The sequence below is a fragment of the Bacillus cereus group sp. BfR-BA-01430 genome (assembly GCF_022663115.1).
Lineage (GTDB): Bacteria > Bacillota > Bacilli > Bacillales > Bacillaceae_G > Bacillus_A > Bacillus_A cereus_BD.
Map to the genome: position 1 here is coordinate 120,358 of NZ_JAKUEW010000006.1, position 13,045 is coordinate 133,402.

The following is a 13,045-nucleotide window of genomic DNA, read 5'->3' on the forward strand; positions in this document are numbered from 1 at the left end:
GAAATTCATGTAAACTTCAATTTAACTTCATATAAACTTCATATTGGAAACTGAATATAAGGATAATTTGTTTCTTGAGAAGGAAAGCGTCTCCATGCTAAATGAAAGGAATCTGGGAGAGGAATTATTACATAAAGTGAAACTTTAATCAGTGGGAGTTTTACTGCCCTAAAATAGCGGAATACAATAAGGTGAGAACGTATGAAGACAGGATCTGTTTTGAAATAGATTTATAATGAGACAGAGAACACGGTAAATATACGAATAACTTCAACTGATTAGAGTGAATAACAATCCGAGGAAAGGCATTACGAAAATAAGAATCCCCCATCAGGGATTCTTAGAAAGATAGATGGGGGAGTTCAATAAATAGAAAGTAAGTTCAAACTAATTCATTTGTATAACTGGATTTAACATATTTGCTACAGTGCCTGTTCCGGCACCACCAATTGTAACAGAGCCACCCGGAGGAATTTCACTATTCCAGCCAGCATTTGTTATGACATAATGATCATTTTCTTTACGAATAAGTTTCGAGTCCCAAAATTGTGTTAAATTTCCGTTATAATCAAATTCTAAATTCCAATTTTTAATAGGTGTTGTCCCTGTATTTTTAACGGTAATAGAGAAATTATAACCATTACCCCAATTAGAAGTAACTGTAAATTTCACATTCTCAGCATCATCTGGGGGCGAAGTATTGCTGTCATCTGTTTTAACAGTAATAGAAGAAGGCTGTGATTGGTTTCCAGCAGCATCTTTTGCAATGATAGAGAAAACATATTCTGTGTTTGGTGCTAAATTTTTAATTGTCATGTTATTTGTTGTTGTTGTCCATTTCTCCTTTTCAGAACGAACTTCATATTCGGTAACACCGACATTATCAGTAGATGCTGTCCAATTTAGTTGTACGAAGTTGGCATTTTTGTTGGTCACAACAATATTTTTTACAGTTGTTGGGGGTTCGTTATCCTTTTGCTGAATAGGTCCTCCTAATAGTTCCGTGACTAATGTATCAAGTAACTTTGGACCATTACAGTCATACTTTGAGCTCTTACGACAATCTCCACTTAATTCCCAAAACATTGCCCCGCCTAAATCTTTTGCTTTTATATAATCTGTTTTATGTTTCATAGATTCATTGTCGTCATAGCTAATAAATGTTCCTGTATTTTCGTTATATAAGTATGGCACTTTAGCGTTGTCATTCCAGTAACGAACAAAGCCATTTTTGTTTACATAGTTTGCTGCTAGGTCACCATAATCATATATTCCTGTATCACCGGTAGAATAATCATCCCAAGTACCTTTAGAGGCTAGTTTTCCATCGTTACCTGGTGTACATGGCTGATATTGTCCATTGTTATCTTTCCCACAACTTTTCCAACCGCGACCATAAAAAGGAACACCTAGTACAATTTTATCTGCTGGGACACCTTCATTTTTATAAATTTCTACTGCACCATCTACATAATATTTTGTATCAGCTGCTGGATCTTGAGGATCTTTATATAGTGCAGCATTATGATTGGAAGTAGCTTCCCATCCTCCATGAAAGTCATATGTCATAATATTAATCCAATCTACAATTTGGGAAATCTTTTTAAGCTCTGTATGGTCAGCGTAGCGCTGGCTTGCACCTGAAGCAATTGTTAATAAGTAGGATTTTCCATCTTCAGAGCTAGCTTTATCGAGTGCATGTCGAACGTCTTGGAGAAGTAGTGTGAAATTTTGTTTATCTTCGGGGCGATAACTCCCTCCTGGAATTGTTTCAACGCCTGGGTATTCCCAATCTAAATCCACACCATCAAAACCGTATTCTCGAATAAAGGCGACAGCAGATTCGGCAAATACTTTTCTCGTTTTTTCATCAGCAGCCATGTCTGAAAAGCGATTAGACCAAGTCCATCCCCCAACGGATATAAGAGTTTTTAAATGTGGATATTTTGCTTTTAATCGCTTTAACTCTCCAAAATTCCCGCAGCGAGCGTATTTATCGCAATCTTCCCATGTTGTTCCTGAACCTGGAAAGGATTTATTGACATCGGCCCATGGTTCGCCTAATACAAGCGTACCGTTTGGAACATCTTTATTTTGTAGTGGGACACTAGATTCTTTACATGCCCAAGTTTGTTTATTAGGGTTATCTGGGTGTGTAGAAGGATTGCCGTGTCTGCCATTCCAACAAATATCAGCAAATGCATAGTTTAAATGAGTGAGCTTAGAAGCATCTATATCGGCAACTTGATAGTTGCGACCATAGATCCCCCACGAAGGGAAATATCCAACGATTTTTTTGTTTGTTGATGTCGAATCTGCTGATGCGAAATTTGGAGCTATAAAGTTGGTAAGAAAAAGAGGCAAGAAGAGTAGTAGAGAAAGAAGCAAGAGTGAACATTTTTTTATCCTCATCATCATTTCTCCTTTCAAAATTGAAATATGTGTAATGGCAAAATTGCCAATTAACGAAAACAAACAGACATCACGAAGTCTATACAAGTAATAAAGGTTAATTTCATCGTAGCAAACACCATATTGAGTGTAAACGTTTTATTGCTTGGAAAAAGACTTTCTCAATATAAAGGAGTGCAGTAAGCGAAGTATGTATGTAGTAGGGAAAATAAAACTTGAAAATAAAGGAATTTAGAGAATCATTTGAGAAAGAATTGTCTAGAGAAGAGATATTATGACATGGCAATTCTTTGTATGTTCCTGTAACATAATAGGAAAAGGATGTAAGGAGGGGAGAGTGTGGATGTTTTCTTGCATATTGCTGAGGAAAAAATTCGTCAAGCAATTCATAATGGTGATCTTAATGATTTACCTGGGAAGGGAAAACCACTACAATTAGAAGATCTTTCAATGGTACCTCCAGAGCTTAGAATGAGTTATAAAATTTTGAAGAATGCGCATATGATTCCTCCGGAGATGGAGTTACAAAAGGATATATTAAAAATAGAGGACTTGATTGCGTGTTGTTATGATGAGTCAGAAAAGAAAAAGTTAAAAGAAGAGTTAACGGAAAAAACACTTCGCTTTCAACAGTTAATGGAAAAAAGAAAAATAAAAGGAAGTTCGGCTTTTCGTATGTATCAAAATCAAATACTTCATAAATTACGGTAAGAGAGCAAGAAATGAAAAATGTAGTGGTTTGTAATAGAAAGGAGGAATTGAAATGGGATTTGCAATTGCAGCATTGTTATTTATCATTTTAATTGGAATGATTGTAAAAACAGTTCGCTCAAATAGTAAGAAAGTAAACCTACATAAAACAGGAAATGGGGACAATTCATCTACTCATACTTCATCTCCGCTCGTTTTGTTTGCAGGATCTGATAGCGGAACTTCACATGATAGTGGTAGTTCTCATGATTGTGGAAATTCTTTCGGAGGCGATGGCTGCTGCGGCGGTGGAGGAGACTGTTAGAAATACGCTCTTTTATGAGTGTATTTCTTTTTAAACAAACGTTTGATTAATTAAGATGAACTGCTATGAAATCGGTGAAACAAGTGTTTATCCTGTATATTTACTGGATAATAAATAGAAACATAGAATCGATTCATTGTCTTTAAAAAATATTTTTTCTGAATTTAGGAAATATCACCTTGTAATGAAGATTTTATATTTGTTATCATTAGACTGAACGGTCGGTTTGTTGGAGGGAAATATGAGAAAAAGTGCAGAAGAAATAAAAAAAGAAATCGCATACAAAGCAGAGGAATTATTTTCGCAAAAAGGTTACGCTGCAACATCTATGGAAGAGATTTGTGAAATTACAGAGCGCAGTAAAGGAAGTATTTATTATCATTTCAAAAGCAAAGAAGAACTATTTTTATTTGTGGTCAAACAACATACGTATGATTGGATTGAGAAGTGGAGTGTGAAAGAAAAGCAATATCATACGAGTACTGAAAAATTATATGGTCTGGCGGAATTTCATGTAGAAGATACACAACACCCGATTTTTAGTGCGGTAGAAGAGTTTTCTACAAGCCAAGTGGTGAGTAAAGAAGTACTAGATGAAATGCTCGCTTTAGCAAGAGCATCATATGGTGTGTTTGAAAAATTAATTGAGGAAGGAATCCAATCTGAGGAATTTCGTCAGGATAATATTCGTGATCTTATGTATATTGTAAATGGTTTATTGTCTGGGCTTGGTGTGCTTTACTATGAACTTGATCCTATAGAGATGAAACGAGTTTATAAAAAAGCGATTGATGTATTGTTACAAGGAATGGCAGCTGATTCTTAAATCAGTAGCCTTTTCCTTATAAAAAATAGACCGAACGGTCGGTTTATAAGGAGGATTCAAATGAAAAATTTATTTAGTAATCGCGCTTTTTTATTAGTCATGATATCTGATATTTTGCAACAGTTTGCTATTTGGATAAGAAATATGGCACTTTTATATTTTGTTATGGAAAGGACGAACAACGATCCTATCTCAGTTTCATTATTATCGGTTATGGAGTATGCACCTATTTTTATTTTTTCATTTGTTGGCGGTGCACTAGCTGATCGGTGGAATCCGAACCGAACAATGGTGGCTGGAGATATGTTAAGTGTATGTTCCATTATAGGCATTGTTGTATTGTTAAAAATGGATTATTGGCAGGCTATATTTTTTGCAACGCTCGTTTCAGCGATTGTTGGACAATTTTCTCAGCCTTCATCATCAAAAATTTTTAAGCGTTATGTAGAAGAAAAATATGTTTCAAATGCGATTGCATTCAATCAAACGTTACAGTCATTGTTTCTCATTTTTGGTCCAGTTATAGGTTCTGTTGTTTATACACAATTAGGGTTGTTTACAGCGTTATATAGCTTAATTGGACTCTTTTTGTTATCTGCCCTGACATTGTCCTTTTTACCAATATGGATGGAACAAGAGGGAAAAATAGAGCGTACATTAGGAAGCGATATAAAAGAAGGATGGAAATTCGTTCTTCAAACGAAAAATTTAAGCATGATTACAGTTGCTTTTGCGATTATCGGTTTAGCGGTTGGATTAACGAATCCATTAGAAGTTTTTCTCGTTATTGAACGATTAGGATTAGAGAAGGAAGCTGTTCAATATTTAGCAGCTGCTGATGGAATAGGAATGCTAATTGGAGGTGGTGTTGCTGCTATATTTGCTTCCAAGGTACATCCGAAGAAAATGTTTGTGTTTGGTATGTTTGTATTAGCTCTATCATTTCTCGTAGAGGGGGTATCAACATCATTTTGGTTGACTAGCTCCATGAGGTTTGGAACGGGCATTTGTTTAGCTTGTGTTAATATTGTTGTTGGTACACTTATGATTCAGCTTGTACCAGAAAATATGGTTGGACGTGTAAATGGTACCATTCTTCCAATTTTTATGGGAGCTATGCTAATTGGGAATGCATTTGCTGGAGGGTTAAAAGAAGTGACCTCAATCATTGTTGTCTTTTGTATAGCAATGCTACTCATTTTAATGGCAATTTTACCTATTTTACGTATGAATATAAGTGGTGCGAAAGTGACAAATCAAATGGAAAGTACAAAGCAAACTGGTGTTAAAAGTTCATTTGAATAAAGGATAAAAAGGGCGATTTACGCCCTTTTTATTTGGAATTTTTTGATAAATGTATATTGATAGTGTAAAAATAATTTTACAGACTAAGAGAAAGAATAGGGAAAATTAAATTTACAAATTGGATATGAAATACAATACTCCACAAGGAGCAGTAGCTGAAAAGTATAAAATATCGATATGATTTGAGTTTAGTATTATCGTTTAGGCTTGTTGAAGATTAGGAACGTATAAGCGGTAAGAGAAAAAATAAAGTCAGTGTAGTATATTTGTAGTAGGAGTAAGTTTAGTGGTGCTTGTGTGTATATGATTGACGTGTAAATGGATTTGTTTTATTCCACTTTTTACGGGCGCATATTTCGTTTTAAACAAACGTTTGATTAGTTCATTTGCACATAGCGTAGAATGAACTATATTATTAAATAAAGAAAGAACAATATTGTAGGTGAGAACATGGAGAAGAAACAGAAAGTGAAAAATAAAAGAAAGCTAGCATTCTTTTTAATAGCTGCAGGAGGTGCTTTCGTTATTAAACTTGCTGTTAAAATTGGAATGATTCATGCGCTTCGAACGTGGTTTGAAAGTATATTTTCAAACTAAAAAATGCCACTTTCTATAAAAGGGCACCTTTTCATTATAATGTTTCTGATTTTGGTGTTGGTGGTGTAACGGAAGTAGTGTGTTCAGGTACGCGTGTTAGTATGAAGCCCCCTAGAATAAATAAAACCGTAATACTTAATACACCAGTATTTGTTTTTCCGGTTAATTGGGTTGTAACACCGACGAGTACGGGACCGATAATTGCAGCAAATTTACCAAAAATGTTATAAAACCCAAAGAACTCATTTGCGGAGTCTTTCGGTACTAATTTAGCAAAATAGGAACGGCTTAATGCTTGAATCCCTCCTTGAGAAGTTGCGACAAGCATAGCAAGAATCCAAAAGTCTAATGTTGTTTTTAGAAAATAAGCATATATACAAATAATAATATAGATGATGATACCGACATATAACATTTTCTTTCCTGTAAATATTTCAGAGAGTTTTCCATATAATAAAGCGAATGGACAAGCTACAATTTGTGTGACAAATAAAATGATAAGAAGATTTGTTGCGCTAATACCAAGATCTGTTCCATAAGCTGTCGACATAGTAATAATCGTATCTACTCCATCGATATAGAAAAAGTAAGCGAGTAGGAATATAAAGACGGTTCGATATTGTTTTATGTTTTTAAAAGTATTTGCTAAACGCTTAAAACTCATAATAATCGGTTTTGATTCTCTTTCAATATAGTATCTTTGTTCTACATTCTTTAGCATTGGAATTGTAAATAGTCCCCACCAAAGGGCTGTAATCGCAAAAGAAATTTGACTCGCTATGCCTGCTGATAAGGGAATGATTCCTTTTTGCGCTAACATAATAAGAGCAATACAACCGATAAAAGGGATGGTGCTTCCGATATAGCCTAGTGCAAATCCGCGCGTTGAAATTTGATCCATCCGCTCTTCTGATGTAACATCGACTAAAAATGCATCATAAAAGATATTTGCACCAGCAAATCCGATTAAAGCGACCATATAACAAATGAGTAATAGATGCCATTGTGAAGTAGGAACGATAGCTAGCATACTTGTAAATAGAATGCCCAGACCGAAAAAGAAGGTGAAAAAGCGCTTCTTAAATTCTTTATAATCGGCAACGGTACCAAGTATTGGTGCAAGTATAGAAATGAGAAGTGTAGAGATAGAGTTTGCATATCCCCAAAATGCTGTTGACGTTGCACCGGATAAACCAGCTTCTTTTGCCGCAGATTTAAAGTAAATAGGAAAGAGTGCGGTTGTAATGACAAGTGAATATACTGAATTGGCCCAGTCATACAATATCCAGCTTTTTTCTTGCCGAGACATTTTCTTCATAAAATGTTCCTCCTTAGTATGTTCTAATAGTAGTGTACAAAAACATAACGGATAAAAAGAGAAACAGAGATGAATTTTACATAATTTTTACATATACACATTTTTCTTTACAATTGCAGTAAATCCTCTATTACAATTCCATCTGTTTTGCCAAGATGTAATCCAAGTAATCGTGCAATGGTAGGTCCCTCATCAATAAGTCGCATATATGGAATGATGACTCCTTGTCGAATTCCTTTTCCAGCCGCCATAAAGATTGTTTCATAGTTTGGTTTTGTAGGAGAATAACCATGTGTGCCGAATGTATACTTTTTATTAGAAATTACATCGTTCTTTGTAATTTCTTTTATAAAGTCTCCGGTGTAACTTTCAGTGAAATAATAACCTTCCTGAGCTTCTAGCATAAAAAGACAATTCCCATCAGCGCCATATTCTTTTGCGGCTTCATCATGAAGAATAAATTCAATCCCATTTTGTTTATTTTGAAGAAGAGTCTCAAGAAGGTGTTGAACAGTTTGAATCGTTTTTATATCATTTTTATCTTTTACATACACGTAAGCAGAACCGTCACAACTTTGACAATATGCTTTCCAATGCGTGAGTTTGCCCTTTCGATTAATAGAAATGAGTCCTTTTTGATGAAAGAGAACGTTTAATTGAATTGCTTTACTTTCATTTAGAGCACTGTGATCACCGAGTGCGATAATGGTACTTTCTTCGTATATCCCACTTGCTTGTAAAGCCTTTGTTATTTTTCCTAACCGTTCATCGTGCCGCTTGATAGCCGCTTCTGTTTCAGGAGAACGAAATCCGTGATCATGACGTTGCGTGTCTAAATCTGTAAAATGGACAAACATTACATTAGGTTTTTTCGTTTGAATCGTATAAACAGCGGAAGCAAGAACGAAATCATCAAGTTCTGGTTGCGATAATCCTTTTCTAATATGACCAAAACGATGGTTAAGTTCGAGTTGATAAAGGAGACTACCGCTAAATAATGAAACTAAAATTTGATTTTGCCATGGTCTATTTGGAAAGATTTCTGGTAGATTATAGTCAATTTTCGCTCTTCCCGTAACGGGCCATAGAAGTGCTGCTGTTGTTAAATTTGCTTTTCGTGCTTCGTCATATAATGTTGTTCCTTTAATGGAACGACGGTACCAATGCCAATCTGGTGATTCTCGCCCTGGTTGAAGTAAAGTATTACACATAACGCCATGCTTACTAGGATAGTTGCCAGTTACAATCGTAGCGTGGCTTGGATATGTTAATGAAGGATAAATGGTTTCCACTTTTTTTGCGATTGCTCCTCGCTGCATTAAGGATTGAAAATGGGGAAGCTCTTGTAATATAGGAAAATCTAAAGCTGATAAACAATCAAAAGATAAAATGATGACATGATTGGGTGCTGCTGTATTCATTGTCGTTTTCCCCTCCTCAAGATTGCATTTGTTTATACTCCTAGTGAACTACCCCCACTTAAAACCTAACGATTTTTGAAGTGGGGGCTTCTCGACTTATCGTTGCTTTTTAGTAGCTAACGAAAACTGACCGAGCTATCCCTCTCGTTCCAAGAGTTCTTTTTGCTATACTAACGCTAATAAGCGTAACCCTTCACGTTTAGAAGTGGGAGACTTCTTTCGGAGGGAAGTTAAAAGTAGGTTACAAAGATGGTATGAAAGAATTCAAATATTTACTTTCAGAAAAATCAAACATAAAATAGGGGTACGAAAGTAAATGAAAGGAGGAATGAAATGGATGGATTTGAGGTATTTTATATTATTGGAGCGATGACCATTGTTCTCGTATTTACCGTTTCATTTTTGCTAAAAAAATTTTTCCCAGCAAAATCATTTGATATTATATTTGCACTTGTCGTAATCCTTCTTTGCATAGCTTTTTTGTTAGTCACAATTTTCGTTATTGGCGGATGGAAAGGAATGGGGTACGGTATAGCATGTTTCTTTATATTATTGGGAACACTTATTGGTATGATCGCTCATCAGTTTTTAAAGCTTTTTCGAAATACATCCGTATAGATTAAGTATAAACGTAGAAGAGAATAAAAAGAATAAGAAAAATAAGAAAATTAATTATTGTTTTGAAATACGATTTATATTATGATGATAGGAAAATTTATCTTGTTATAACGGTGAAAAAGGACTAGTACATATCTCATCTTTTTCTCAGAGAGGGAATCCATTGGCTGAAAGATTCTTAAAAAGGCGATATGGAACCTACCTTTGCGTTCTGCATATGCGGCGGGAAATTCCCGTTATCAAAAAAGAGAGCATGTACAACTTTTGTACATGAACCAGGGTGGTAACGCCGGCAAAAGCTCGGTCCCTATTTCGGGACACGGGCTTTTTTATGTTTTAAAGGAGGGAAAAATATGAAAAAAGAACAAGTGCAAGCCATTACAAAAATGGAGGAAGATTTTGCTCAGTGGTATACCGATATTGTGAAGAAAGCCGAACTTGTTGATTATTCAAGTGTAAAAGGTTGTATGATTTTACGTCCATATGGATATGCATTATGGGAGAATATACAAAAAGTGTTGGATGAAAAATTAAAAGCGTCTGGTCATGAAAATGTGTATATGCCAATATTTATTCCAGAAAGCTTACTTCAAAAAGAGAAGGATCATGTGGAAGGCTTTGCACCTGAAGTAGCATGGATTACACATGGCGGAGACGAGAAATTAGCAGAAAGACTCTGTGTGCGTCCAACATCGGAGACATTATTTTGTGAGCATTTCTCAAAAATTGTACAGTCTTATAATGATTTACCAAAGTTATATAATCAGTGGTGTTCTGTTGTTCGGTGGGAAAAGACAACGAGACCATTTCTTCGGACAACTGAATTTTTATGGCAGGAAGGTCATACAATTCACGAGACGGCAGAGGAATCGCAAAGGGAAACGTTAAATATTTTGAATGTATATGCTTCGTTTTGTGAAGAGTATTTAGCAATTCCAGTCATTAGAGGGCAGAAAACGGAAAAGGAAAAATTTGCAGGAGCAAAAGCGACGTATACAATTGAAAGCTTAATGCACGATGGGAAAGCACTTCAAACAGGAACATCTCATAATTTTGGTACAAATTTCTCTGAATCATTTGATATTAAATATTTAGATCGGAATGGAAAATGGCAATATGTACATCAAACATCTTGGGGCGTATCAACAAGAATGATTGGGGGGCTTATTATGGTTCATAGTGATAATAATGGACTTGTTATACCACCAAAAATTGCACCAGTGCAGGTGATGATTGTGCCAATTGCTCAGCATAAAGAAGGGGTATTAGAAAAAGCAGCAGAGCTAAAAGGGCGAATTCAACAAGTTGCACGTGTAAGAATAGATGCGAGTAGTAAAACACCAGGATGGAAGTTTAATGAGTATGAAATGAAAGGTGTGCCAATTCGTTTAGAAGTTGGTCCAAAAGATATCGAAAAAAATCAAGTAGTGCTTGTTAGACGAGATACGAAGGAGAAAGAATGTGTATCAATAGATCAATTAGAAGAGCGGATTATATCGTTACTTAATGAAATTCATAATTCCTTATTTCAGAAAGCAAAGACATTTCGTAATGCAAACACATACAGCGTTACAAGTTTTGATGAAATGAAGCAAGTAGCTAATGCAAAGAAAGGGTTTATTAAAGCGATGTGGTGCGGCAACCTTACATGTGAAGAAAAACTAAAAGAAGAGGTAGGCGTTACATCGCGTTGCATACCATTTGAACAAGAGCAGATAGCGGAAGAATGTGTATGCTGCAACAAAAAAGCGAACAATCTAGTTTATTGGGGAAAAGCATATTAATGTATATGACTCAGTCTGGAAAAGGATCTTACGTATAGAATTAAGATCCTTTTTTTATATGAAATTTGATTCGTTATAATTAAGTATAGAAAAGCAAGGATACTGGGAGATGGAATAAAATGAAACATTATATTGCAGTTGATATTGGTGGTACACAAATGAAATATGGAGTGGTGTCAGAAGCAGGAACAGTGTTAGTACATCATGCAGTTCCGACAGAAATTCATTTAGGCGGGGAGCAGATTGTTCAAAAAGTGATTCATTTATCTCATCATTTAATGAAACTTCACAATATATCTGGTATCGGCATTAGTACAGCTGGAATTGTCGATATTCATCAAGGAATCATAACGGGCGGAATAGATCATATACCAAATTATGCGGGCATTCCTATTATTGAGAGATTACAAAATATATTGAATGTCCCTGTATCTATAGAGAATGATGTGAATTGTGCAGCATTAGGAGAAAAATGGAAGGGAGCCGGACAGCAAAGAGCAAACTTTATTATGCTTACGCTAGGTACAGGAGTTGGTGGTGCAATTATCATTGATGAGAAATTGTATCGTGGTCATTCATTTAGTGCGGGCGAATGGGGGAATATGCGAATAGAAGGGGAAAGATTTGAAGAAGTTGCATCTATTTCAGGATTAATTCGTCTTGTAAAGCAATATAAAGGTGGTGGCCAGTGGGATGGTAAAAAAATCTTTGAGCTATACGATAAGAAGGATAAAGAAGCAACGCAAGCCGTTCAAAAATTCCTTCAGCATTTAGCAATTGGAATTAGTAACCTTGCTTATATTTTTAACCCACAAGCAATCATTATTGGGGGAGGGGTTACTGCGAGAGGGGATGTTTTTTTAGAAGAAGTGAAAAAAGAAGTAAAAGAAGATATGAATCGAGAGTTTTATGAACAGTGCGAGATTGAGATTGCGCAAAACGGTAATCATGCGGGGATGATTGGAGCGATTTACCACTTATTACATTCATCTAAATAAATAGCCTAAATGTTTTCATAATAATTGAAAATTTATTCTTTTTTTCAGTCGACAAGAAATGCTACAATATAAGAGAAGAATACAATATTTTCCCTTTCCGGGAGAATATCTTGTAGAAAGGAAGAAACTTCATGCCTATTATTTTAGAAAAAGGACAGAAGATTGATTTAACGAAGGGACAACCAAAAGTAGCCAAACTACAGGTTGGTTTAGGATGGGATCCTGTGGGACAATCAGGTGGATTTCTCTCTTCCTTATTTGGCAGTAAACCAAACATCGATTGTGATGCATCAGTAGTTATGCTGGAAAATGATCGTTTTGTAAATAAGAATGATCTCGTTTATTTTGGGAATAAGCTTTCTGCTTGCGGGAGTATTATTCATTCAGGTGATAATGTAACAGGTGAAGGAGAAGGCGATGACGAAACGATTTTCGTAGAATTGCATAAAGTTCCAAGCCGTATTAATCGTTTAGTGTTTGTTGTAAATATTTATGATTGTGTGAATCGTCGTCAAGACTTTGGAATGATTCAAAATGCGTATATTCGTATTCAAAATCCGCAAACGCATGAAGAATTAGCACGTTACAATTTATCTGAAAATTACGGTGGGAAAACGACATTAATTGCCGGTGAAATGTATCGATACGGAAGTGAGTGGAAATTCTCTGCGGTTGGAGAAGGTACGCAAGATAAAAATTTAAGTGAGATTGTATCTCGTTATCAGTAATGGAGTTTAAGGAGGAAGAATAA

General features: G+C 35.5%; 12 protein-coding genes and 1 other annotated feature. Of the genes, 9 read left to right on the forward strand and 3 right to left on the reverse strand.

All coding sequences use genetic code 11. From position 1 onward, the window contains the following. Positions 1 to 387: 387 nt before the first annotated feature. The gene (locus tag MR058_RS12920; RefSeq protein ID WP_242144387.1) at positions 388 to 2,412 is read right to left on the reverse strand and encodes a glycosyl hydrolase family 18 protein; all 2,025 of its coding nucleotides are present in this window, start codon (positions 2,410 to 2,412) and stop codon (positions 388 to 390) included. 339 nt (positions 2,413 to 2,751) lie between these two features. On the opposite strand from MR058_RS12920, the gene MR058_RS12925 reads away from it, so the two are divergent. The 5 genes from MR058_RS12925 (at position 2,752) to MR058_RS12945 (ending at position 6,155) form a co-directional block, all read left to right on the forward strand. Beyond that, the gene (locus MR058_RS12925; RefSeq protein ID WP_242144388.1) at positions 2,752 to 3,123 is read left to right on the forward strand and encodes a DnaJ family domain-containing protein; all 372 of its coding nucleotides are present in this window, start codon (positions 2,752 to 2,754) and stop codon (positions 3,121 to 3,123) included. Positions 3,124 to 3,175: 52 nt separating this feature from the next. After that, on the forward strand, positions 3,176 to 3,427 hold the full coding sequence (locus MR058_RS12930; RefSeq protein WP_242144389.1) for a hypothetical protein: 252 nt from the start codon (positions 3,176 to 3,178) through the stop codon (positions 3,425 to 3,427). Positions 3,428 to 3,668: 241 nt separating this feature from the next. Then, complete coding sequence (locus MR058_RS12935) at positions 3,669 to 4,253, forward strand: TetR/AcrR family transcriptional regulator (protein WP_242144390.1); 585 nt, start codon at positions 3,669 to 3,671, stop codon at positions 4,251 to 4,253. 60 nt (positions 4,254 to 4,313) lie between these two features. After that, positions 4,314 to 5,558 (forward strand): MFS transporter, encoded by a 1,245-nt coding sequence (locus tag MR058_RS12940; RefSeq protein WP_242144391.1) that lies wholly within the window; start codon positions 4,314 to 4,316, stop codon positions 5,556 to 5,558. A gap of 450 nt (positions 5,559 to 6,008) precedes the next feature. Further along, the gene (locus MR058_RS12945) at positions 6,009 to 6,155 is read left to right on the forward strand and encodes a histidine kinase (protein ID WP_242144392.1); all 147 of its coding nucleotides are present in this window, start codon (positions 6,009 to 6,011) and stop codon (positions 6,153 to 6,155) included. 34 nt (positions 6,156 to 6,189) lie between these two features. On the opposite strand, the gene MR058_RS12950 is transcribed toward MR058_RS12945, so the two are convergent. Both MR058_RS12950 and MR058_RS12955 read right to left on the reverse strand, forming a co-directional pair. After that, on the reverse strand, positions 6,190 to 7,473 hold the full coding sequence (locus MR058_RS12950; RefSeq protein WP_242144393.1) for an MFS transporter: 1,284 nt from the start codon (positions 7,471 to 7,473) through the stop codon (positions 6,190 to 6,192). Between the two features lie 107 nt (positions 7,474 to 7,580). Then, positions 7,581 to 8,894: an alkaline phosphatase family protein gene (locus tag MR058_RS12955; RefSeq protein ID WP_242144394.1), complete on the reverse strand. Its 1,314-nt coding sequence runs from the start codon at positions 8,892 to 8,894 to the stop codon at positions 7,581 to 7,583. A 333-nt stretch (positions 8,895 to 9,227) separates the two neighbouring features. Here MR058_RS12955 and MR058_RS12960 point away from each other — a divergent pair, with 333 nt between their 5' ends. The 4 genes from MR058_RS12960 (at position 9,228) to MR058_RS12975 (ending at position 13,022) form a co-directional block, all read left to right on the forward strand. Beyond that, complete coding sequence (locus MR058_RS12960) at positions 9,228 to 9,512, forward strand: YesK-like family protein (protein ID WP_242144395.1); 285 nt, start codon at positions 9,228 to 9,230, stop codon at positions 9,510 to 9,512. A gap of 104 nt (positions 9,513 to 9,616) precedes the next feature. Beyond that, positions 9,617 to 9,824, forward strand: a binding site (T-box leader). 41 nt (positions 9,825 to 9,865) lie between these two features. Continuing rightward, positions 9,866 to 11,296, forward strand: coding sequence for a proline--tRNA ligase (proS, locus tag MR058_RS12965; RefSeq protein WP_242144396.1), 1,431 nt, complete (start codon positions 9,866 to 9,868; stop codon positions 11,294 to 11,296). A gap of 119 nt (positions 11,297 to 11,415) precedes the next feature. Further along, positions 11,416 to 12,294: an ROK family protein gene (locus tag MR058_RS12970; RefSeq protein ID WP_242144397.1), complete on the forward strand. Its 879-nt coding sequence runs from the start codon at positions 11,416 to 11,418 to the stop codon at positions 12,292 to 12,294. A gap of 131 nt (positions 12,295 to 12,425) precedes the next feature. Continuing rightward, positions 12,426 to 13,022 carry a TerD family protein gene (locus tag MR058_RS12975; RefSeq protein WP_242144398.1) on the forward strand — a complete coding sequence of 199 codons (597 nt, stop codon included), beginning with the start codon at positions 12,426 to 12,428 and terminating at the stop codon, positions 13,020 to 13,022. Positions 13,023 to 13,045: the final 23 nt, after the last annotated feature.